Annotated in this window: 15 protein-coding genes and 1 tRNA gene; 4 read left to right on the forward strand and 12 right to left on the reverse strand. The window is 72.8% G+C overall.

Translation table 11 applies throughout. The annotated features are described in order from the left end of the window. Positions 1 to 49: 49 nt before the first annotated feature. A tRNA-Asn gene (locus GCE86_RS18425) sits at positions 50 to 122 on the reverse strand. 275 nt (positions 123 to 397) lie between these two features. Between GCE86_RS18425 and GCE86_RS18430 the strand changes: the two genes are divergently transcribed. The 4 genes from GCE86_RS18430 (at position 398) to GCE86_RS18445 (ending at position 6830) form a co-directional block, all read left to right on the forward strand. Next, complete coding sequence (locus tag GCE86_RS18430; protein ID WP_154228116.1) at positions 398 to 781, forward strand: hypothetical protein; 384 nt, start codon at positions 398 to 400, stop codon at positions 779 to 781. Between the two features lie 260 nt (positions 782 to 1041). Then, positions 1042 to 4380 (forward strand): ThuA domain-containing protein, encoded by a 3339-nt coding sequence (locus GCE86_RS18435; protein ID WP_154228117.1) that lies wholly within the window; start codon positions 1042 to 1044, stop codon positions 4378 to 4380. A gap of 85 nt (positions 4381 to 4465) precedes the next feature. Continuing rightward, on the forward strand, positions 4466 to 5536 hold the full coding sequence (locus tag GCE86_RS18440; RefSeq protein ID WP_239542883.1) for a sugar phosphate isomerase/epimerase family protein: 1071 nt from the start codon (positions 4466 to 4468) through the stop codon (positions 5534 to 5536). Positions 5537 to 5645: 109 nt separating this feature from the next. Next, positions 5646 to 6830, forward strand: coding sequence for an ROK family transcriptional regulator (locus GCE86_RS18445; protein WP_154228118.1), 1185 nt, complete (start codon positions 5646 to 5648; stop codon positions 6828 to 6830). Between the two features lie 44 nt (positions 6831 to 6874). Here GCE86_RS18445 and GCE86_RS18450 read toward each other — a convergent pair whose 3' ends face one another. The 11 genes from GCE86_RS18450 to GCE86_RS18500 all read right to left on the reverse strand — a co-directional run bounded on the left by GCE86_RS18450 (position 6875) and on the right by GCE86_RS18500 (position 21826). Further along, a complete protein-coding gene (locus tag GCE86_RS18450) occupies positions 6875 to 7882 on the reverse strand; it encodes a sugar phosphate isomerase/epimerase family protein (protein WP_154228119.1) in 1008 nt (335 codons plus the stop codon). Between the two features lie 259 nt (positions 7883 to 8141). Then, entirely contained in the window at positions 8142 to 8615 is a 474-nt protein-coding gene (locus GCE86_RS18455; RefSeq protein ID WP_154228120.1) for a sensor histidine kinase, read from the reverse strand. Positions 8616 to 8693: 78 nt separating this feature from the next. Beyond that, positions 8694 to 10793 carry a ThuA domain-containing protein gene (locus GCE86_RS18460; RefSeq protein WP_154228121.1) on the reverse strand — a complete coding sequence of 700 codons (2100 nt, stop codon included), beginning with the start codon at positions 10791 to 10793 and terminating at the stop codon, positions 8694 to 8696. A gap of 16 nt (positions 10794 to 10809) precedes the next feature. Further along, complete coding sequence (locus GCE86_RS18465; RefSeq protein WP_154228122.1) at positions 10810 to 13644, reverse strand: ricin-type beta-trefoil lectin domain protein; 2835 nt, start codon at positions 13642 to 13644, stop codon at positions 10810 to 10812. A gap of 286 nt (positions 13645 to 13930) precedes the next feature. Continuing rightward, positions 13931 to 14998 carry a polyprenyl synthetase family protein gene (locus GCE86_RS18470; RefSeq protein WP_154228123.1) on the reverse strand — a complete coding sequence of 356 codons (1068 nt, stop codon included), beginning with the start codon at positions 14996 to 14998 and terminating at the stop codon, positions 13931 to 13933. Between the two features lie 106 nt (positions 14999 to 15104). Further along, positions 15105 to 15917 (reverse strand): TatD family hydrolase, encoded by an 813-nt coding sequence (locus GCE86_RS18475; RefSeq protein ID WP_154228124.1) that lies wholly within the window; start codon positions 15915 to 15917, stop codon positions 15105 to 15107. Then, positions 15917 to 16516: an EboA domain-containing protein gene (locus GCE86_RS18480; RefSeq protein WP_154228125.1), complete on the reverse strand. Its 600-nt coding sequence runs from the start codon at positions 16514 to 16516 to the stop codon at positions 15917 to 15919. Before GCE86_RS18480 ends, GCE86_RS18475 begins: the two co-directional genes overlap by 1 nt. A gap of 255 nt (positions 16517 to 16771) precedes the next feature. After that, positions 16772 to 17977, reverse strand: a complete 1206-nt coding sequence (locus GCE86_RS18485) for a Gfo/Idh/MocA family protein (RefSeq protein ID WP_154228126.1) — start codon at positions 17975 to 17977, stop codon at positions 16772 to 16774. A gap of 20 nt (positions 17978 to 17997) precedes the next feature. Then, positions 17998 to 19041 carry a substrate-binding domain-containing protein gene (locus GCE86_RS18490; protein ID WP_154228127.1) on the reverse strand — a complete coding sequence of 348 codons (1044 nt, stop codon included), beginning with the start codon at positions 19039 to 19041 and terminating at the stop codon, positions 17998 to 18000. 92 nt (positions 19042 to 19133) lie between these two features. Next, entirely contained in the window at positions 19134 to 20243 is a 1110-nt protein-coding gene (locus GCE86_RS18495; RefSeq protein ID WP_154228128.1) for an ABC transporter permease, read from the reverse strand. Beyond that, positions 20240 to 21826: a sugar ABC transporter ATP-binding protein gene (locus GCE86_RS18500; protein ID WP_154228129.1), complete on the reverse strand. Its 1587-nt coding sequence runs from the start codon at positions 21824 to 21826 to the stop codon at positions 20240 to 20242. Before GCE86_RS18500 ends, GCE86_RS18495 begins: the two co-directional genes overlap by 4 nt. Positions 21827 to 21853: the final 27 nt, after the last annotated feature.

The raw sequence follows: 21853 nt of genomic DNA on the forward strand, positions 1-21853 counted from the left end.
ACGCGGAAACGCCCGCCGGCTGGGCCGGCGGGCGTCGTGTGGAGTGAAGCTCCCCCGTTTGGACTCGAACCAAAAACCTGCCGGTTAACAGCCGGCTGCTCTGCCAATTGAGCTACGGGGGACCGTAGATCGCGCGGTTGCGGATCTCTCCGCGCCGTGCGACGGGGACAAGAGTACAGGACATCGGGGGGTGCTGCGCCAGGGGGTTAGGAGGACTTCCCCCGACCGCCGACCGCAACAGAATACCGGACAAATCGCCATCTCGGCACAGGGAGGCATGAGCGGAGAGCAGGATGGGTAGTTAGCCGCCGACAGAGAACGAAGGCGCGAGAAGGTCGCTCCCCGCCGGGTCCCCCCGGTCGGGATCGGCGGCGCGTCAGGTACGGAAGGAGCCGCCATGCGCGGAAAGATCATGTTTCTTGGCGGGCTGGCTGCGGGATTCGTCCTGGGCGCCCGTGCCGGCCGGGAGAAGTACGAGGAGCTGGTGGTCCGGGGCCGCAAGGTGCTCGACCACCCGACCGTCCAGGAGGCGGCGGGCGTCGCGCAGGCTCAGGCGACCCGGCTCTACTCGGAGGGCAAGGACAAGCTGGGGCAGACCAAGCTCGGCGAGAAGCTGGGCACCGGTAACGGCAACGGCAGCAAGCAGGGGCTGACCGACGCCGACAAGCCGTTCGCCGGCACGCCGGCCGCCGTCGGCGCCAAGTCCGGCTCGACCGGCACGGGCTCGACCAGCTCGACCAGCTCGTCCACCAAGTCGTCCGGCACGAGCACCAACCTCTGACGCCACCCGAGAGCGGGCCGGTCGCCGTCAGGCAACCGGCCCGCTCTCGTCTGTCCGAAGGAGACCGCCTCCCACTTTCGCTCATCCTGAACAAAAGTCGTGGGGATTAATCGAAAACTTTTGGCGTCAACCTCTTCTCTTTGGTCTCGGGCGCAAATATCGTCTCGCGTAGAACCTGGCCAGGCTCTCGTCACCTTCCAGCGACCTCCTCAGCCTCGTCCCGACGCTGAGGCGGACCCGCCCGACAAGAGCGAGGTTCGATGCGCAGAAGACCGTTCGGCCGCAGGGCCGCCATCCATCTCAGCGTGCTCTCTCTCGTCGCCGCGACGCTCGTCGCGACGGCGGAGCGGGCCCCGACTCCGGCGCAGGCCGCGCCGGTGCTCACCGCCCCCGCACCCGCCAGCAACGGCATCCAGTACAAGGTCCTCGTCTTCACCCGGTCGGCCGGCGGCAGCAACGCCGCCACGGCGGCCGGCGTGCAGGCCGTCCAGCAACTCGGCCGGGAGCGCCGCTTCACCGTCGAGGTCACCAACGACCCGCGCAAGTTCGACGAGCCCCACCTGAAGCAGTTCCGTGCCGTGGTGTTCCTGAACACCGTCGGCGACGTCCTCGACGACGCCCAGCAGGCCGCCTTCGAGGCGTACTACCGCGACGGCGGCGGCTTCGTGGGCGTCCACTCCGCCATCGAGGCCGAGCCGGACTGGTCGTTCCTCACCAACGTGCTCGGCACCCGGGCCACCGGCGCGCCGACGGCCGCGAGCCGGGCCACGGTCACCGTCGCCGACCGGGTCCACCCGGCGTCGGAGACGTTGCCGCAGCGCTGGTCCACCACCGACCGGTGGTACAACTTCGTGGCCAACGTCCGAGGAGTCTCGCACGTGCTGGCCACGGTGGACGAGAAGACGTACGCCGGCGGCAGCATGGGCTTCGACCACCCGGTCACCTGGTGCAAGGACTACCAGGGCGGCCGCTCGTTCTACACCGGACTCGGCGCCACCCCGGCGAGCTACGACAGCGCCGACCTGCGGGCCCACCTCGGCGGGGCGATCCAGTGGGCGGCCGGCGTCACCGACGGCGACTGCGGCGCGACCGTGCTCGCCAACTACCAGATGACGGTGGTCGGGGCGCAGCCCAACGTCAACGAGCCGATCGGCTTCGACGTCCTCCCCGACGGCCGGGTCATCCAGACCGACCGGCGCGGCGGTGTCCGGCTGCACAACCCGGAGACGAACCAGACCACCGTGCTGGCCCAGATCCCGGTCTACACCAACAGCGAGGACGGGATGTACGGCCCGGCGGTGGACCACGACTTCGCCACCAACAAGTGGGTCTACCTCTACTACGCGCCCCCGCTGAACACCCCCGCGGGCAGCGCGCCGACCACCAGCACCGACCCGGCCGCCTGGGACCAGTGGAAGGGTTACTTCCAGCTGTCCCGGTTCAAGTTCGTCGACGGGGAGACGCCGTCGCTGGACGTGAGCACCGAGCAGAAGATCCTCCAGGTGCCCGTGGACCGGGGCGCCTGCTGCCACGTGGCCGGCGACATCACGTTCGACTCGAAGAACAACCTCTGGCTGGTCACCGGGGACGACACCCCGGCCGGCGGCGGCGGGTCGGGTGGCTTCTCGCCGCACAACGACTCGGTGAGCGCCACCGGCGTCTACCAGGCCCCGTTCGTCGACGCCCGGCGCAGCGCGGCCAACACCAACGACCTGCGCGGCAAGATCCTGCGGATCACGGTCGGCGCGGACGGGTCGTACACGGTCCCGGAGGGCAACCTGTTCCCGGCCGGCACCGAGAAGACCCGCCCGGAGATCTACGCCATGGGCTTCCGGAACCCGTTCCGGATCACCCTGGACAAGAACGACGTCGCCTACATCACGGACTACTCGCCGGACTCATCGGTCGCCCAGGTGGGCCGCGGTCCCGCCGGCACCGGCCGGATGATGGTGGTGGACAAGCCGGCGAACTACGGCTGGCCGATGTGCGTGCAGCCGAACCTGCCGTACATCGAGATGAACTGGACCACCAACCCGATCTCCCCGGTGGCCCCGTTCGACTGCGCGGCGCCGAGGAACACCTCGCGGCACAACACCGGTCTCACCGACCTGCCGCGGGTCGAGAGGTCCGAGCTGTGGTACTCGTTCCAGGCCCCGACGCCCTGCCCGGAGTCGTACCTGTCGACTCCGACGCAGACCTGCCCGGTGCTCTTCCCGGAGCTGGGCACGGGCGGCGTCGGCCCCCACGGAGCGGCGAAGTACGACTTCGACCCGGAGCTGAGGTCGGAGACGAAGTTCCCCGAGTACTACGACGGCGCGATCTTCTTCGGTGAGTTCACCCGGGACACCCTCAAGGAGATCCGGCTGGACGACCAGGGCGACATCCTGAAGATCAACAATGTGTTGAACTGCGGGCAGGCGCCCACCACGCCGGCGAAGCCGTTCCTCTGCGACAACCCCATGGACATGCGCTGGGGGGCGGACGGCAACTTCTACCTGCTGACGTACGGAGACGGCTTCTTCAACATCAACCCGGACGCGGCGATGCTCAAGTTCAGCTACGTCAAGGGCCTGCGGGCGCCGACGGCCGTGCTGAACGCGACGCCCACCAACGGCCGGGCGCCACTGACCGTCGCCTTCTCCAGTGACGGCTCGGCGGACCCGGACCCGGCGGACTCCATCTCGTTCGCCTGGGACTTCGACGGCAACGGCACCACCGACTCGATCGACCCGAACCCGTCGTTCACCTACACCGCCAACGGCGTCTACACCGCCCGGCTCACGGTGACCGACTCCAGCGGCAAGAGCGCGTCGGCGAACACCACCATCACCGTCGGCAACACGGCGCCGACCGTCACGGTCAACACCCCGCTGGAGGGCGGCTTCTTCAGCTGGGGCGACGACATCCCGTGGACGGTGACCGTCACCGACCCGGAGGACGGGCCGGTCGACTGCAGCAAGGTCGAGGTGACCTTCGTGCTCGGCCACGACAGCCACGGGCACGGCGAGGCCAACCAGTTCGGCTGCTCCGGGGTGCTGCCCACGGACGCCGACGACGCCTCGCACGGCGGCTACATCTACGGCGTGGTCAGCGCGTCGTACACCGACGGGGGCGCCAACGGCCAGCCGGCGCTGACCACGGTGGACCAGCAGATCGTCCAGGCCAAGCGGCAGGAGGTCGAGTTCGCCACCGAGGAGTCCGGCACCACGGTCGGCACCACCAGCGACACCGGGGGCGGGCAGCAACGCGGCAGCCTCGACCCGGGCGACTGGATCGCGGTCAACAACACCGTGAACCTGCGGAACATGCAGTCGGTGACGCTGCGCACCTCCGGGGGCAGCGCCGCCACCGCCGGGCAGCCCCGGTTCGGCGTCCAGTTCCGGCTGGACTCCCCCACCGGTCCGCTGCTGGCCACCGCCACGGTCAACGCGACCTCCGGCAACAACGCCTTCGCCAGCACCACCGTGCCGATCACCGACCCGGGCGGGACGCACAAGCTCTACCTGGTCCTGACCACGGTCCCCGGCGGTCCGGCCGGCGGCTTCGGCAACCTCAACTGGGTCGAGTTCGCCGGCCCGGGCATCGGCGTCACACCGTGACGCACCGGGTGGGGCCGCCGCCCGGCGGCCCCACCCCACGCTCCTCCGTCCACACCAACCAGCACCGTCAGAAAGGCAGTGGGACATGAACGACACATCGCACGGGATGAGCCGGCGCCGGGTCCTCGGCACCATCGCCGGGGCGGCGGGCGCCGTCGCCGTCGGCGCCGGGCTCGGCCCGTCGGCCGCCTTCGCCGGTAACGGGGTGCTCGTCCCGACCGGCAAGCGCGGGATCATCCTCTACAGCGTCCGCGACCGGATCAGCGCGGCCCCGGACGCCACCGGCGTGCCGTACGGGTTCGAGCGGGTGCTCGGCCGCCTCGCCGAGATCGGCTACAAGGAGGTCGAGTTCGCCGGGTACACCCAGCACACCTCGATCCTCGGCCGGCAGATCACCCCGGAGGAGATCCGCAAGATCCTCGACGACAACGGGCTGCGCGCCAACGGCTCGCACGCCTCCGTCCCGAGCACGGTCAACCCGACCACCATCGCCCAGTTCGAGCAGACCCTCGACACCGCCGAGATCCTCGGCATGACGCACATCGGCACCGGCAGCGACCCGACCGGCAGCAACTACAAGGCCGACTGGGACGCCGCCGTCGACCGGTGGAACACCTTCGGTGAGATGGCCGCCGCACGGGGCCTGAAGCTCTACACGCACAACCACGACGCCGCGTACGACTTCCTGCGCGACAGCGGCCCGCTCGACGCGCAGGGCCGGCCGACCCGGTCCTCGGGTGTGCGCAAGCTGGAGTACTTCATCGCGCGGACCAACCCGGAGTGGGTCTGGTTCGAGATGGACATCTACTGGGCGCACGTGGCCCAGCACCGGTTCCGCAGCTACACCGACCCGGACGGGGTGACCCAGACCAGCATCTTCGACCCGCTGGCCGTGGTCGCCGCGCAGACCATCCGGTTCCCGCTGTTCCACGCCAAGGACGGCACCTACGACCCGGCCAGCGCGGCCGGCTACTCGATGGTGCCGCTCGGCGAGGGCGACATCGACTACGGCACCTTCTTCGCGAACATGGGCGCGAAGGGTTACCACAACCCGATGTGGGAGCAGGACAACGCACCGGGCGGCGCCGCCGACCCGGGCCGGTCGCTGCGCTACGCGGAGGTCAGCTACCAGCACATGTCGGGTCTGCGGGGCTGACGGACTCGACACCGGATCACAGGGGGGCCGCACCGGGAGACCGGGGCGGCCCCCCTCGCGTCACATGGCGGTGACACCGGTGTGGCACATTCGGGGGGAGGTGATCGTGATGACGATGGTCGGACCGGAGACCGCGGACCAGGCGCGCCTGCTGCGCCTGCTGCGCGACGACGGCCCGCGCTCGCGGGTCGAACTGGCCGACGCCCTGGGCCTGCCCCGGGCCCGGTTCACCGCGGAGGCGGACCGGCTGGCCGCGCAGGGGCTGGTGGAGACCGCCGGGCCGGCGGCGTCCCGCGGTGGCCGGCGCTCCTCCCTGCTGCGGGTCGGCCGGCAGGTGCGCTTCGGCGCAGTGCGGGTCGGCGACGGGCGGCTGGCCGTCGCGCTCACCGACGGCGAGCTGACCCTGCTCGCCCGGCACGACGAACCGGTCGACGTGCGGCTCGGCCCGGAGGCGGTGGTCGGCCGGGCGGTCGAACTGCTCGGCAAGCTGCGGGCCGAGGCCGGGCTGGCCCGGCTGGCCGGCGTCGGGGTGGCGCTCCCCGCGCCCGTCGCGGTCCGCGAGGGCGCCCCGGTCTCGCCGCCCGCCCTGCCCGGCTGGCACCAGTTCCCGGTACGCGACACGATCGTCGCCGAGCTGGGCTGCCCCGTGCAGGTCGACAACGACGCCAACGTGATGGCCCTGGGCGAGCGGCACGCCGGCACGGGACGGCCGTTCGACGACTTCCTCTACGTGAAGCTGGGCGGCACCGTGGGCTGCGGGCTGGTGCTCGGCGGGGCCCTGTACCGGGGCGCGGCCAGCGGCGCCGGGGACATCGGGCACCTCCAGCTCACCGAGGACGGGCCGCTCTGCGGCTGCGGCAACACCGGCTGCGTCGAGGCGTACTGCGGGGACGCCGCCCTGGTGCGGGAGGCCGTGACGGCCGCGCGGGCCGGGCGCTCGGCGGCGCTCGCCGACCGGCTGGCCGCCGAGGGCGCCCTCACGGTGGCCGACGTGGCCGCCGCGGCGACCGCCGGGGACCCGGCCGCGCAGACGCTGGTCCGCGACGCCGCCCGCCGGCTCGGGCAGGTGCTGGTCGGCCTGGTCAGCTTCGTGAACCCGGCCATCGTGATCATCGGCGGCGCGGCGCCGGGCATCGGGCCGGTCCTGCTCGCCGAGATCCGGGGCGTCGTCTACCGGCGCTCCACCCCGCTGGCCACCGGCAGCATGCCCATCGTGCTCTCCGACCTCGACGACCGGGCCGGCCTGATCGGCGCGGCCCGCCTGGTGAGCGACCAGGTCTTCGCCGCCCGCTGAGGGCCGCCGCCGGGACCGGCCGCACCGGCCCCGGCGGCCCGGGCTCAATCCCGGCTGCTGAACGCCGCGTCGAAGGCGGCGGACGGGGCGTCGAAGGCGAGCCGGCGGACGAACTGGAGCGCCTCGGGGGCGCCGACCAGGCGGTCCATCCCGGCGTCCTCCCACTCGATCGAGATCGGGCCGGTGTAGCCGATCGCGTTCAACGCGCGGAAGCAGTCCTCCCACGGCACGTCACCGTGGCCCGTGGAGACGAAGTCCCAGCCCCGCCGCAGGTCCGCCCACGGCAGGTGGGAGGAGAGCCGGCCGCGCCGCCCGTCGCCGGTGCGCACCTTCGCGTCCTTGCAGTCGACGTGGTAGATCCGGTCGGCGAAGTCGAAGATGAAGTTGACCGGGTCCAGCTCCTGCCAGACGAAGTGCGACGGGTCCCAGTTCAGCCCGAACGCCGGCCGGTTGCCGATCGCCTCCAGGGCCCGCTTGGTGGTCCAGTAGTCGTAGGCGATCTCGCTGGGGTGCACCTCGTGGGCGAAGCGCACACCCACCTCGTCGAAGACGTCCAGGATCGGGTTCCACCGGTCGGCGAAGTCCTGGTAACCACGTTCGATCATGGCTGGCGGGACCGGCGGGAACATCGCCAGGGTGTGCCAGATCGACGAGCCGGTGAAGCCGACCACGGTCTTCACCCCGAGCTTCGCGGCCGCCCGGGCGGTGTCCTTCATCTCCTCGGCGGCGCGGCGGCGTACGCCCTCCGGCTCGCCGTCGCCCCAGATCCGGGCGGGAAGGATGTCCTGGTGCCGCTCGTCGATCGGGTGGTCGCAGACCGCCTGCCCCACGAGGTGGTTGGAGATGGCGAAGACCTGGAGGTTGTGCTTGGCGAGGGTGGCCCGCTTGCGGTCCACGTACGACTCGTCGGCGAGCGCCTTGTCGACCTCGAAGTGGTCGCCCCAGCAGGCGATCTCCAGGCCGTCGTAGCCCCACTCGGCGGCGAGCCGGCAGACCTCGTCGAACGGAAGATCGGCCCACTGGCCGGTGAAGAGCGTGATGGGTCGCGCCATTTGTCCTTCTCCCCTGTCGTGATCGGGGGATTCCGTAGCGGACCGGGGCGAGGGCGACCGGGTGCGGGCGACCCCGGCGGGCACCGGTGGACGCGGTCGCGTCTGGGGCCGACGGGTTGCGCCTCCCGCCGGGTCACCGGCCACCTCGCGGTCGCCGCCCTCACTCTAGGTCGGCCGGGCCCGGCACGGAAGGCCCGCGACCGTCAGGCCGGCACGGAAGGCCCGGGACCCTCAGGCCGGCACGGAAGGTCCGCGACCGTCAGGCCGGCTCCGCCTCGTCCTCCGGGGCCGGCAGCTCGGCGCGGACCACCCAGCCGCCCTCGGGGCGCGGCCCGGCGTGCAAGGCGCCGCCGGCCGACTCGGCCCGCGCCCGCAGGCCGGCGACCGGGATGGCGGCCCCGTCGCCGCGTACCTCGACGGTGAGGCCGGCCGGGTCGTAGCGCAGCCGGACCGCGACGGCCGCGTCCGGCGCGTGGCGGCGGGCGTCGGTCAGCGCCTCCTGGATGATCCGGTACGCGGCCACGTCGACCGCGGGCGGCAGCGGGCGGGGCTGGCCGCCCACCCGCCAGCGCACCGGACGGCCGGCGAATTCGTCGATGAGCGCGTCCAGCCGGGTGAGGCTGGGTGCGGGCCCGGTGGCCGGCGACCGGTCGCGGCGCAGGACGGCGCGCAGCATCTCACCGACGCTCGGGCGCGCCCGGGCGACCCGACGCCACCGCTCCAGGCGTCCCACAAGGTCACCGTACGGCAGCACCCCGGCGGCGGACCGGGCGGATCCCGCAGGTCGCCCGGCCCGCCGCCGGCTCGCCGGTCAGGGCAGGATCCACCGCTGGTTCGCCGCGCCGGTGCAGGTCCAGAGGTGTACGGGGGTGCCGTCGGCGGAGTTGTTGCCGGACACGTCCAGGCACTTGCCGGACTGCGGGTTGCGCAGGGTGCCGTCGGACTGCGCCGACCAGTTCTGCGCCCCGGTGCCGTTGCACGTCCACAGCTGGATCTTCGTGCCGTCCGCCGAGCCGCCGCCGGAGACGTCCAGGCACTTGCCCAGCGCCCGCACCGTCGCGCCGGGCGTCACCGTCCAGGTCTGCGCGCTGCTGCCGTTGCAGGTCCAGAGCTGGATCTGCGTGCCGTCCGCGGTCGCGGCGTTGCGCACGTCGAGGCACTTGCCGGCCAGGCCCCGGACCGGGCCGGTCCCGCTGCCGCCGCCCCGGACCAGGGTGAAGTCGTCGACGTCGAACAGGCCGGAGCCGGTGCCCGCGAAGGTCAGCCACACCGTCTGGCTGCCGGTCGGCACGCCGGCCAGCGTGGTGCCGACGTCGGCGAAGGTGGTCCAGCCGCCGGTGTTCGGCACCGCCACCTGGCCGAGCACCGGGCCCGTCGGGGAGCCGGTGCGCAGCTGGAGGGTGCCGCCGGGGCCGCCGGAGACGACCCGGGCCCGCAGCGCGGTCACCCCGGTCAGGTCGAGCCCCTGGTACGCGGCCCAGTCGCCCGGGTCGACGTACCCCAGGGTCTGCCCCCCGTTGGCGCCCGCCTTGGTGAACGCGCTGACGCCGCTGGCCGAGCTGAACGCCTCGGCCTGCACGGTGGTGTTCCCGGTCGGGGTGCCGCCCAGTTCCCTGATCCGGATGTTGCGGAACGAGACGTCGTCGCCGGTGCCGTGGTTCTGGACGCCGATGTGGCCGGCGAGCGAGCGGGCCGGGTCGGTGTTGGTGAAGTCGTTGATCTTCACTCCGTTGAGGAGGACCTGGAGCCGTTCCCCCTCGACCAGCAGCTCGTAGGTGTTCCACTCCCCCGCCGGGTTGAGCGCCGCGTCCCGGGCCGGCAGGTCGGCGGACTTGAACGTGTAGACCGCGCCGGTCGTGCGGTCGGGACTGTCGGTCGGGTCGATCTGGATCTCGTAGCCGTTGTCGACGGCCGACCACGGGTCGCTCGACGGTGGGAAGCCGATGAAGACGCCGGAGTTGTCGTCGCCGGCCAGCCGCCAGTCGAGCTTCAGCGAGTAGTTGGTGAACTGCCGGGCGCTGTACCAGTACAGGCCCATCCCGCCGACCGAGGTGAGGGTGGCGTCGGCGTTGGTGAAGCTGCCCGGCCCGGCCTGCGACCAGCCGGTGGTGGCGCCGTTGTAGAGCGGCGTGTAGCCGATTTCCGGGCGGCAGTCGGCCTTGGCGCGGCCGGCCGCGTACCGGATGCCGCCGAGCAGGTGGGCGCGGAACGCGGCGTCGGTGTAGGACGCCTGGGTGTGGCCGCCGCCGGTGTAGAAGGACCGGCCGCCCGCGTACGCCTTGCACCAGGCGTGCGGGTGGTCGCCACCCATCGACCCGCCGGAGTACGACGACTCGTCGAGGGTGGCCAGCACGTGGGCGGTGGACCGGGCGTTGGTGCGGTAGTTGTACCACTCGTCGGTGCGGTTCCAGGTCTGTGGCAGGTGGGCGGTGGCGGCGTGCGCCCGGTCCTCCACCTTCACGTTGGCCGGCTGGATGGCCGGGTGGGACGCGAACCAGGCGCCGACCAGGTTGCCGTAGAACGGCCAGTCGTACTCGGTGTCGGCGGCGGCGTGCACGCCCACGAAGCCCCCGCCCGCCCCGATGTACGCCTCGAACGCGGTCTGCTGGGTGGCGTTGAGCACGTCGCCGGTGGTGTTGAGGAAGACCACCGCCTCGTAGCGGGCGAGGTTGGCGGCGGTGAACTGGGCGGCGTCCTCGGTGGCCGTCACGGTGAAGTTGTTGGCCGCGCCGAGGTCGCGGACGGCCTGGATGCCGGCCGGGATGGCGTCGTGCCGGAAGCCGGCGGTCTTCGAGAAGACCAGCACGTCGTACGGGGCGTCGGCGGCGGCCGCCGGGGTGGCCGGCGTGGTGCAGGCGAGGGTGGCGAGGACGGCGGTGGCCGCGCCGAGGGCGGTGCGGAGGAGTCTCATGTCGTCTCCCGGGTCTTCACGGCAGGATCCACTTCTGGTTCGCCGCGCCGGTGCAGGTCCAGAGGTGTACGGGGGTGCTGTCGGCGGAGTTGTTGCCGGACACGTCGAGGCACTTGCCGGACTGGGGGTTGCGCAGCGTGCCGTCGGCCTGGGCGGACCAGTTCTGCGCGCCGGTGCCGTTGCACGTCCAGAGCTGGATCTTCGTGCCGTCGGCGGTTGCGCCGCCGGACACGTCCAGGCACTTGCCGAGCGCCCGGACCGTCGAGTCCGGCGTCACGGTCCAGGTCTGCGCCGCGGTGCCGTTGCAGGTGTAGAGCTGGATCTGGGTGCCGTCGGCGGTCGCGGCGTTGCGCACGTCGAGGCACTTGCCGGCCAGCCCGCGTACTGGACCGGTGCGGGCCGCGGACGTGGTGAGGGTGAACGAGTCCACGTCGTAGAGCGCGCCCGCGCCGCCCGCGAAGGTGAGGTAGAGGGTGGTGGTGCCGGCGGGCGGGTTGGCGACCGTGCCGGTCACCGTGGTGAACGTGTCCCACGCCCCGGTCACGGGCACGGTGGCCGAGCCGAGGACCGTGCCGGTCGCCGAGCCCGCCCGGACCTGGAGAGTGCCGCCCGCTCCGGCCGAGGAGACCCGGGCGCTGAAGCCGGTGACGTTGCCCAGCTGGTAGGGCTCGAACGCGATCCAGTCCCCGTTGTGGATGTCACCGACCGTCCTGCCACCCTCGGCGGTCGCCTTGTCGAAGGTGTTGATCCCGGCCGAGGTCCTGAAGTGCTCGGCCTGGCGGTGCCGGGGCTGGAGGGTGTGCTGCGTGTGCGTGGTCAGGCCGCCGGCGTCGGTGTACTCGGCGTCGAAGATCGCGAAGATGTTCGCGGCGTCGTCGTGTTCGCCGTCGACCGGGATGCTGATCGACCCGGTGCAGCCGGTGGCCGAGGTGATCTGGTGGCCGTGCTGGTCGTGGCCCAGCACGTAGGTCATCTTCACCCTGGTGCAGTCGATCGTGCCGTCCTCCGGGTCGGTGACGGTGATCCGGAACGGCACGGTGTCGCCGAAGGAGAACAGCTGCCCGTTGCCGGGACTGTTCACGGTCACCGTGGGCGCGGTGTTGCCGACGGTGATGACCACGCTGGCGGTGCCCGTGGCGCCCTGCGGGTCCCGCACGGTGAGCGTGGCGGTGTAGCGGCCGCTGGCCGTGTAGGTGTGCGACGGGTTGGCCGCCGTCGAGGTGCCGCCGTCGCCGAACGCCCACGCGTACGTGAGCGCGCCGCCCTCCGGGTCGGACGAGCCGGCCGAGGAGAAGGCGACGGCCAGCGGGGCCGCGCCGGAGGTCCGGTCCGCGGCGGCCCGGGCCACCGGGGCGCGGTTGCCGCCGCCCAGGTAGTCGAAGCGGTACAGCGCCGAGTTGGCGTCACCGTTGAAGTAGCCGGTGCCGTAGTCGAGCACGTAGTAGGCGCCGTCCGGCCCGAACGCGGAGTCCATCACCTGCTTGCCGGTCCACGGAAAGGCGTCGATGGTGCCGGGCGAGCCGTCGGCGTTGAGGTGGATGGGCTTGATCCAGCCGCGGCCGAACTCGGTGGCGAAGAACTGCCCGTCGAAGGACTGCGGAAACTTCGTGGTGGACGGGTTGGCGGCGTCGTACCGGTAGACCGGGCCGGCCATCGGCGACTCGGAGCCGCCGCCGAACTCGGGCGGGCTGCCGGCGTCGCCCGCGTACCGGATCCAGGCCGGCTTCGCGGCCGGCAGGGTGGCCTGGCCGGTGTTGCGGAAGGAGTTGTTCGTGGGGCCGCCCGTGCAGTTGTACTTCGCGCCCGCGGTGCCGGTGGCGAAGTCCCACTCGGCGTAGGTCTCGGCCGCCGTGTTGGTGCCGGTGCAGTACGGCCAGCCGTAGTTGCCCGGCCCGGTGACCCGGTCGAACTCGACCTGCCCGGACGGGCCGCGCGCCGAGCTGGTGCCGGCGTCCGGGCCGTAGTCGCCGACGTAGACGATGCCGGTGGCCCTGTCGACGCTCATCCGGAACGGATTGCGGAAGCCCATGGCGTAGATCTCGGGGCGGGTCCTCGCGGTGCCGGCCGGGAAGAGGTTGCCCGCGGGGATCGCGTACGAGCCGTCGGCGTTCACCCTGATGCGCAGGATCTTGCCGCGCAGGTCGTTGGTGTTGCCGGCGCTGCGCTGCGCGTCGTACGCGGGGTTGCGGTCGCTCCGCTCGTCCAGGGGCGCGTAGCCGCCGGAGTCGAACGGGTTGGTGTCGTCGCCGGTGGAGAGGTAGAGGTTGCCGGCGGCGTCGAAGTCGATGTCGCCGCCCACGTGGCAGCACATGCCCCGGTCGGCGGGCACGTCCAGCACGTCGACCCGGCTGGCCTGGTTGAGGGTGAAGTCGGCGTTGAGGGTGAACCGGGAGAGCCGGTTGACGCCCCGCCAGGCGGAGAAGTCGCTGCCGGTGGCGGGTGCGTCGCCGGCCGGGGTGGACAGCGGGGGCGCGTAGTAGAGAAAGATCTGCCGGTTGCTCGCGAAGCCGGGGTCGACCCCCACGCCCTGGAGGCCCTCCTCGTCGTGGCTGTAGACGGGCAGGGTGCCGATGACGGTGGTGACGCCGACGGCGTCGGTGCGCCGCAGCGTGCCGTTGCGGGCGGTGTGCAGGACCGAGCGGTCGGGCAGCACCGCGAGGGACATGGGCTCGCCGGTCTCGGCCACGCCGCGGGCGAGTTCGACCTGCTGGAAGTCGCTTGCCTGGATGGGGTGAGCGGACGCGGGGACGGGGGTGGCGGTCAGGCCGACCGCGCCGGCGGCCGCCGCGAGCAGCAGCGCCGATCCGGCGGGGAGCCATCGTCGGGTGGGGGTGTGGTGGGGGCTGGACATGCCTCTGCTGTCCCTTCCTGACGCGCGCAGCCTGGATCGGGCGCGCGTCGCGCCGGATGCCGTGCGGGGATGCTGCGCCGGGCCCGCCGGATGAGGCTCGGTGGGCCGTGACCGCCGGTGGTTGCGGCCGGCCGGCGGTCACCTCGTCGAGGGTGCCGGGTACGGGCGGGTCACCTCGACGAAACAGCTCTGTGCTTGGGCACGACATTAAGACCTTTCGATGGCCATGTCCATAGCTTCCGCTGGTTCCGGAACGACTTTCGTCGATGAGTGACAAAAGTTGCCGTCAGCGGCGCCGATCCACGGCCCGCGCCGCCAGGTCGGCCAGCGCCGCCCGGGCCGGCTCCGCCAGCGGCAGCCCGTCCAGCGCGGCCAGCGCCGCGTCGGCCCGGGACCGGATCATCCGCTCCACGGCCGACCGCGCCCCGGAGGCCGCCACGATCCCGCGTACCTCGGCGGCGCCCGCCGGGTCGAGCGCCGGGTCGCCGACCAGCGCCCGCAACCGCGCCGCCGCGGCCGGCCCGGCAGCCTTCCGGGCCAGCGTCAGCAGCACGGTCGGCTTGCCCTCCCGCAGGTCGTCCAGGTTGGACTTCCCGGTCACCACCGGGTCACCGAAGACGCCGAGCAGGTCGTCTCGGAGCTGGAAGGCGTCACCGAGCGGGTCACCGAACCCGGCCAGCGCGGCCACGACGCCCGGGTCCGCCCCGGCCAGCGCGGCGCCGACCTGCACCGGCCGGGTCACCGTGTACCGGGCCGTCTTGAGCCGGACCACGGCGAGGGCGCTCTCCACCGAGCCGTCCCCGGCCGCGGCCGCCACGTCGAGGTACTCCCCCGCGATGACCTCGGCGCGCATCCGGGCGAGCAGGGCATGGCCCCGGCGCAGCCGCTCGGAGTCCAGCCCGCACCCGTGGAACATCTGCGCCGACCAGGTGGCACAGAGGTCGCCGCAGAGCAGGGCCGCCTGCCGGCCGTACGCCTCCGGGTCGCCCCGCCAGCCGGCCCGGGCGTGCCGTTCGGCGAAGACCCGGTGCACGGTGGGCCGGCCGCGCCGCCGGTCGCTGCGGTCCACGATGTCGTCGTGGATCAGCGCGAAGGCGTGGAACAGCTCCAGCGCCGCCGCGGCCGTCACGATCGGGGTGCCGTCACGGCCGCCGAAGCCCCGCCAGCCCCAGTAGCAGAACAGCGGCCGCAGCCGCTTGCCGCCGGCCAGGACGAACCGGCGGAGCACGGTGTGCACGGCGCCCGTGCCGTCGTCCGGCCGACCCGGCCCGCGCTCGTGCAGGAATGCGGCGAGCGCGGCGTCGAAACGGTCCCGCAGCAGGGCCGGGTCGGTCGGCGCGACGGTCACGGTCATGGCGCCTCCCGGGCCGCCCGTGCCGGGCAGATCCCGAGCCGGTCGGTATCCATGGCTGACAATACCGCGCGTGCCGGTCCCGTCACCTCCACCGGACAGCCCCGGTTCAGACGCGAGGCCCCGCGAGGTCGGCGAGGTCCAGCCGGCCGGACTGGCCGTAGAACTCGACCGGGTTGCGCCACAGCACCCGGTCCACGTCGTCCTCGGTGAACCCGGCGAGCAGCATGGCCTCCCCGGTGGCCCGGGTGAGCAGCGGATCCGAGCGGCCCCAGTCGGCCGACGAGTTGACCAGCATCCGCTCGGTCCCGTACGCCCGCAGCAGCTCGACCATCCGCGGCGGCGTCATCGTCTCGGCGTAGATGGAGAATCCGAGCCAGCAGCCGGTGTCCCGGACCAGCCGCACGGTGACCTCGTTCAGGTGGTCGACCAGCACCCGCCCGGGGTCGATGCCGGACTCGGCGACCACCGCGAGGGTGCGCTCGACCCCACGCGCCTTGTCCCGCAGCGGTGTGTGCACGAGGGCGGGCAGGTCGTGTGCCACGGCCAGGGCGAGCTGCCCGGCGAAGGCGGCGTCCTCGGCCGGCGTCATCGAGTCGTAGCCGATCTCGCCGACCGCCACGACACCGTCCTTGTCGAGGTACCGCGGGAGCACGTCGAGCACCGGGTGGCAGCGCGGGTCGTTGGCCTCCCTCGGGTTCAGGGCCACGGTGGCGTGGTGCCGGACCCCGAACTGGCCGGCCCGGAACGGCTCCCAGCCGAGCAGCGAGTCGAAGTAGTCCACGAAGGTGTCCACGCTGGTCCGCGGCTGGCCCAGCCAGAACGCCGGCTCCACCACGGCACGCACCCCGGCGGCGGCCATCCGCTCGTAGTCGTCGGTGGTCCGGGACGTCATGTGGATGTGCGGGTCGAAGATGCGCATCAGGCCTCCCGGGCGCCGAGCCGGTCGAGCAGGTCGGCGGCGTCGGCCGGCATGCTCCGGCCGGCCGCGTGCCGCTCCTCGGCGAGCCCGGCCAGCATGGCGGCCAGCTCGCCGTCGGCCCGGCCGGCCAGGTCGTCGACGACGGCCAGCGGCACGCCGGTGAAGACGCACTTCAGCACGGCCTGCCGCCAGGCCGGCTGTTCGAGGTGCCGGGCGTAGGGGCCGAGCGCGGCGGCCAGCAGCCGGGTGTCGTCGGTGCGGATCGCGTCGTGCAGCAGCGGCACGCACTCCGCCCCGATGGGCAGCAGCGGCAGGGCCCGCAGCACGGCCCGCTTCTCGGCGGCGTCGCCGTACCGGTAGAGCGCCTCGGCCGCCGCGGCGTGGCCGGCGGGCAGGGCGGTGAGCAGCAGCGCCCGGGCGGCCTCGTCGACGGTCCAGCCGGGCGGGTCGGGCAGCGGCCCCCGGCCGCACCTGCGGGCCGCGCCGGCGAACAGCCGCGGGATCGCCGCGGGATCGGTCGCGACGCGGCGCAGGGCCGCGTCCAGCCACCGCGGATCGGGTACGCCCCGCAGCGCGGCGCGCAGTCGGTCGGGTGTCATGGGCGGCTCCCCTCTGAGCCGGGTGGCAGGCGTTCGCCTCGGCGTCGTCGGGCCGGTCGGCCGGTGCGGCCGGGGAATCCCGGTCCGGCCGCACCGGACGGCCGTGCTGGTTCGCGCCGGTCGCGGGTTCTCCCGCGGCGGCGCGCTCTCCGGGGCCGGCCTCGTCCCCGCCGCGGGGCGCAACCGTGGCGGGCCCTCGCCGGTCGGCACCGGAAAGCCCTTCGGGGCGGCGCGCGGGGCGCCGCCGTGGATCGGTCAGGCGGCCACTTCGGCCAGGGCGGGTTCCACCTCCGTCCACGCGGCCCGCTCGGCCGAGCGGGTCACCGCGTCGAGCACGAGCTGGACCTGCAACGCGTCGGCGAACGACGGCGCCGGGTCCACCCCGGTGGCGACCGCCTCGACGAAGTCGCGCATCTGGTGGGTGAAGGAGTGCTCGTAGCCGATGATGTGGCCGGGCGGCCACCACGCCGACAGGTACGGGTGCTCCGGCTCGGTCACCAGGATCCGGCTGAAGCCCTGCTCGGCGGCAGGCCGGGTGGCGTCCAGGAACTCCAGTTCGTTGAGGCGTTCCAGGTCGAACACCACGCTGCCGAGCGAACCGTTGATCTCGACACGCAGGGCGTTCTTGCGGCCGGTGGCGAAGCGGGTCGCCTCGTAGGTGGCGAGCGCGCCGCCGTCGAGCCGGGCCACGAAGACCGCGGCGTCGTCCACGGTGACCGGGCCGGTCGCCCGGCCGTTGCCGTCGGCCTGCGCGGCGAGACCGCTCGACCCCGCCGGCAGCGGCCGCTCCTTGACGAACGTCTCGGTGATCGCGCTGACCCCGGTGATGAGCTGCCCGGTCACGTACTGGGTCAGGTCGATGATGTGCGCGCCGATGTCGCCGAGCGCGCCGGAGCCCGCCCTGTCCTTCTGCAATCGCCAGACCAGCGGGAACTGCGGGTCCACGATCCAGTCCTGGAGGTAGACCGCCCGGACGTGCCGGATCTCGCCGAGCCGCCCGTCGGCGACGAGCCGCCGCATCAGGGCGACCGCGGGCACCCGCCGGTAGTTGAAGCCGCACATGGCGCGTACCCCGGCAGCCTGCGCCCGGGCGGCGGCGGCCGTCATCCGCCGGGCCTCCTCGACGGTGTTGGCCAGCGGCTTCTCGCACAGCACGTGCTTGCCCGCGGCCAGCGCGGCGAGGGCGATCTCGCAGTGGCTGTCCCCCGGTGTGCAGATGTCGACCACATCGATCTCGTCGGACTCGACGAGCCGCCGCCAGTCCGTGGTGTGGCCGTCCCAGCCGAGTCGGCCGGCGGCCTCGGCCACCTTCGGCTCGTCCCGGCCGCAGACGAGCGCCATCCGCACCTGCGCCGGCAGGTCGTACACGCGGTTCACGGTGCGCCACGCCTGGGAGTGCGCGGCGCCCATGAACGCGTAGCCGACCATGCCGACCCGCAGGACATTGTCGTGAGTGGACAAGGTGGGTCTCCCCCCGTGTGTCAGAACCCGAGCTTCAGGTAGTTGCTCGCGTTCTCCTTGGTGATCGTCTCGGAGGCGAGCACGATCTCCTTCGGTACCTGGAGTTCGACCAGGTCGGACATGCCCTTGCCCTGGCCGATGAGGCGGGCCAGGGAGATGGCCGAGGAGGCCATCGACGGGCTGTAGGTGACGGTGGCCTTCAGCACCGTGTTGTCGGCCGCGATGTCCTCCATGGCCTTCTTCGAGCCGGCGCCGCCGACCATGAAGAACTCCTTGCGGTTGGCCTGGTTGACCGCGGCCAGGACGCCGATGCCCTGGTCGTCGTCGTGGTTCCAGATCGCGTCGATCTTCGGCAGGGCCTGGAAGAGGCCGGTGGCAGCCTGCTGGCCCGAGTCGGCGGTGAACTCGGCCGGTCGGCGGTTGGCCACCTTGAGGCCGAGCGAGGCCAGCGTGTCGGCGAAGCCCTTGGAGCGTTCCTGGGTCAGCTCCAGCGAGTCGATGCCGGGGATCTCGCCGATGACCGGGTTGCTGACGCCCTTGGCCTTGAGTTGCTCGGCGATGTAGGTGGCGGCGGCCACCCCCATGCCGTAGTTGTCACCCTTGATCTGGAGCCGGTAGGCCCGCGCGTCGGGGAAGGCCCGGTCCAGGTTGACCACCGGGATGCCGGCCTTCATGGCCTCCAGGCCGAACGCGTTGAGCTCCTTGCCGTCGTGCGGCAGCAGCACGATCACGTCGGGCTTCTGGGAGATCAGCGTGGACAGCGCCGCGCGCTGGGCCGCCGCGTCCGCGCCGGCCTCCACGCTCTTCAGCTCCACGTCCGAGTACGCGCCGGCCTGCGCCTTGGCATTGTTGGTGATGGCGGCGATCCAGCCGTGGTCGGCGGCCGGGGCGGAGAAGCCGATGGTCACCTTCTTGCCCGGCTCGTTGTTGGCGCCGGTCGCCGCGGCCTTGGTCTGGGCGGCGGTGGGGGCCTGCTCGTTGCTGGTGCAGCCGGCGAGGAGCACGCCGGCGGAGAGCGCGGCCCCGCCGAAGAGCAGCCGGCGGCGTGACAGGTCACTTGTCATGACGGCCTCCTGAAATGAGGTGGTGGGGTGTTTTCGGGTGCGGGGAGCCGGACCACCGTCGCGGGGACGGCGGTCTGGCGGGCGCGGTGGGATCAGGTGGTGGTGGCGCGGTTGCGGGCGAGGAACTGGGAGAGGCTGCGGAACTGCACCTGCTGGACCAGGACGGCGGCGACGATGATGCCGCCCTTGACCATGTTCTGGGCCTCCGTGGAGAGGCCGTTGATGGCGAAGAGGTTGGTGATCGTGGAGAAGATGATCACCCCGAGCAGGGAGCCGATGATGGTGCCCCGCCCGCCGCTGAGCAGCGTGCCGCCGATGATCGCGGCGGCGATCGCGTCCAGCTCGTAAAGGTTGGCCATCGCCGCCTGGGCGGAGGTGGCCTGCGCGGTCAGCATGATCGCGGCGATGCCGCAGCAGAGGCCGGAGAGCGCGTAGAGCAGCACGGTGTGCCGGCGGACGTTGATGCCGGCGAGCCGGGCCGCCTCGGGGTTGCCGCCGACGGCCACCGTGCGGCGGCCGAAGGTGGTGCGGTTCAGCAGCACCCAACCGGCCAGCACCACCGCGGCGAGGATGTAGACCAGCAGCGGGATGCCGAGCACGTTCGTGCTGGCGATGCCGTTGATGAAGGTGTCGTTGGAGACCTGGGTCTGCTTGTCGGAGATCTCGGCGGCGAGGCCGCGGGCGGCGACCATCATGGCCAGCGTGGCGATGAACGGCACGAGCCGCCCGTACGAGATGAGCAGGCCGTTGACCACGCCGACGGCCAGCCCGACGGTGAGCGCGCTGAAGATCATGCCGCCGGCGCCGTAGCTCTGGGTGGCGAGCGTGGTGCACCAGACCCCGGCGAGCGCGACGATCGCGCCGACCGAGAGGTCGATGCCGCCGCCGATGATCACGAAGGTCATGCCGACGGTGACCACACCGACCACCGAGGCCAGCTTCAGGATGGTGAGCGTGTTGCCCCACACCCAGCTCGCGTCGCCGTAGAGGTCGGGGCGGGTGAGGATGCCGATGACCACCAGCACCACCAGCGTGGCCAGCAGGCCGATGTTGCGCTTGGCGCCCTCCCCGCCGTCGCCGCGCCACCAGGAGAGCCGCGCCGACGTGTCGGCCTTCGCGGTCTCGGCCGGGTCGACCGGCGGTGACTGGGCCGGCAGGCCCGCCGCCCGCTCCGGCGCCGCCGTGGGTGTCGTGTCGCTCATGCTGGCGCGCCTTCCATGAGGGACCCCGCCATGACGAGGTCGAGCACGGTGTTCTCGTCTAGTTCGCCGGCCGGGGCCTCGCGGACCACCCGGCCCTCCCGCATCACCAGCACCCGGTCGGCCAGGCCGAGCACCTCGGGCACCTCGCTGGAGACCAGCAGCACCCCCACGCCCCGCGCCGCGAGTTCCCGGATCACCTGGTAGAGCTCGGCCCGGGCGCCCACGTCCACGCCCCGGGTCGGCTCGTCGAGCAGCAGCAGCCGGGTGTTCCCGAGCAGCCACCGGCCGACCACCACCTTCTGCTGGTTGCCGCCGGACAGGGTGCGCACCGCCCGGCGGACGTCCCGGGGGCGCAGGTCCAGCGAGGTGGCGATCCGGTCCGCCGCCGCCCGTTCCCGCCCGGCGTCGGTGAAGCCGAGGCGGGCGTACCGGCCGAAGGTGGCCAGCGTGACGTTGCGGTAGATCGGTTCGCCGAGCAGCAGCGCCTGGCTCTTGCGCTCCTCGGGGGCCATCCCCATGCCGGCCCGCACGGCCGCGCCGACGCTGCCCGGGCGCAGGATCCGCCCGCTCATCCGGACCGTGCCGGCCTGCGCCCGGCGGGCCCCGTAGATCGTCTCCAGCAGCTCCGAGCGGCCGGAGCCGACCAGCCCGGCGATGCCGACGATCTCGCCGGCCCGCACGTCGAGCGAGACGTCGGCGAACTCGCCGTGCCGGGTCAGCCCGTCGACCCGCAGCAGCTCGTCGCCCGCGGGGTCGTCGGCGGGGCGGTCCGGGAAGACGTACTCGATGGTCCGGCCCGTCATCCGGGCGACCAGGTCGCGGGTCGGCGTCTCGCGGGCCGGCAGGTTCGCCGCGGTGGTCCGGCCGTCCTTGAGTACGGTGACCCGGTCGCCGATCTCGCGGATCTCCTCGAGGCGGTGGGAGATGTAGATGACCGCGATGCCCTGCGCGGTGAGCTCCCGGATGATCCGGAACAGGTTGCCCACCTCGTCGTGGGCGAGCACGGCGCTCGGTTCGTCCATGATGATCAGCCGGGCCTCGTGCGAGAGCGCCCGGGCCATGCTGACGATCTGCTTGCCGGCGGCCGGCAGGTGGCGGACCAGCCGCCCGGGCGGGATCTCCGGGTGGCCGAGCCGGGCCAGGATCTGCCGCGTCCGCCGGGCCATGTGCCCGCGCCGGACGAAGCCGAGGCGCCGCGGCTCGTGGCCGAGGAAGGCGTTCTCCGCCACCGACAGGTCCTCGACCAGGTCGAGTTCCTGGTAGATGGTGGCGATCCCGGCCCGCATGGCGGCCTGCGGGTTGGCGAACGTCGCCGGCTCGCCGCGCCACACCACCTCGCCGGAGTCCGGCCGGTGCACCCCGGCGAGCACCTTGATGAGGGTGGACTTGCCGGCGCCGTTCTGCCCGAGCAGGCAGTGCACCTCGCCGGCCCGCACCTCCAGCTGCACGCCGTCCAGCGCGCGTACGCCGGGGAAGGTCTTGACCACGTCGGTGAGGCGCAGGACCACCTCGCCCGCGACGGTGTCGGCGGGCGCCTCGACGAGCGGTTCGTTCGTCACCTCGGCCTCCTCGCTGTCGTTCATGACGCCTCCCGGCTCACTCGTCGCGCT

This window comes from Micromonospora terminaliae, assembly GCF_009671205.1.
Lineage (GTDB): Bacteria > Actinomycetota > Actinomycetes > Mycobacteriales > Micromonosporaceae > Micromonospora > Micromonospora terminaliae.

Excerpts from the sequence above, each read along its gene's own strand:
- GCE86_RS18490 (WP_154228127.1), bottom strand. The coding sequence starts at position 19,041 with ATGACAAGTGACCTGTCACGCCGCCGGCTGCTCTTCGGCGGGGCCGCG.
- GCE86_RS18465 (WP_154228122.1), bottom strand. The coding sequence starts at position 13,644 with ATGTCCAGCCCCCACCACACCCCCACCCGACGATGGCTCCCCGCCGGA.
- GCE86_RS18440 (WP_239542883.1), top strand. The coding sequence starts at position 4,466 with ATGAACGACACATCGCACGGGATGAGCCGGCGCCGGGTCCTCGGCACC.
- GCE86_RS18460 (WP_154228121.1), bottom strand. The coding sequence starts at position 10,793 with ATGAGACTCCTCCGCACCGCCCTCGGCGCGGCCACCGCCGTCCTCGCC.
- GCE86_RS18475 (WP_154228124.1), bottom strand. The coding sequence starts at position 15,917 with ATGCGCATCTTCGACCCGCACATCCACATGACGTCCCGGACCACCGAC.
- GCE86_RS18450 (WP_154228119.1), bottom strand. The coding sequence starts at position 7,882 with ATGGCGCGACCCATCACGCTCTTCACCGGCCAGTGGGCCGATCTTCCG.
- GCE86_RS18480 (WP_154228125.1), bottom strand. The coding sequence starts at position 16,516 with ATGACACCCGACCGACTGCGCGCCGCGCTGCGGGGCGTACCCGATCCG.
- GCE86_RS18430 (WP_154228116.1), top strand. The coding sequence starts at position 398 with ATGCGCGGAAAGATCATGTTTCTTGGCGGGCTGGCTGCGGGATTCGTC.
- GCE86_RS18500 (WP_154228129.1), bottom strand. The coding sequence starts at position 21,826 with ATGAACGACAGCGAGGAGGCCGAGGTGACGAACGAACCGCTCGTCGAG.
- GCE86_RS18445 (WP_154228118.1), top strand. The coding sequence starts at position 5,646 with ATGACGATGGTCGGACCGGAGACCGCGGACCAGGCGCGCCTGCTGCGC.
- GCE86_RS18495 (WP_154228128.1), bottom strand. The coding sequence starts at position 20,243 with ATGAGCGACACGACACCCACGGCGGCGCCGGAGCGGGCGGCGGGCCTG.
- GCE86_RS18435 (WP_154228117.1), top strand. The coding sequence starts at position 1,042 with ATGCGCAGAAGACCGTTCGGCCGCAGGGCCGCCATCCATCTCAGCGTG.
- GCE86_RS18470 (WP_154228123.1), bottom strand. The coding sequence starts at position 14,998 with ATGACCGTGACCGTCGCGCCGACCGACCCGGCCCTGCTGCGGGACCGT.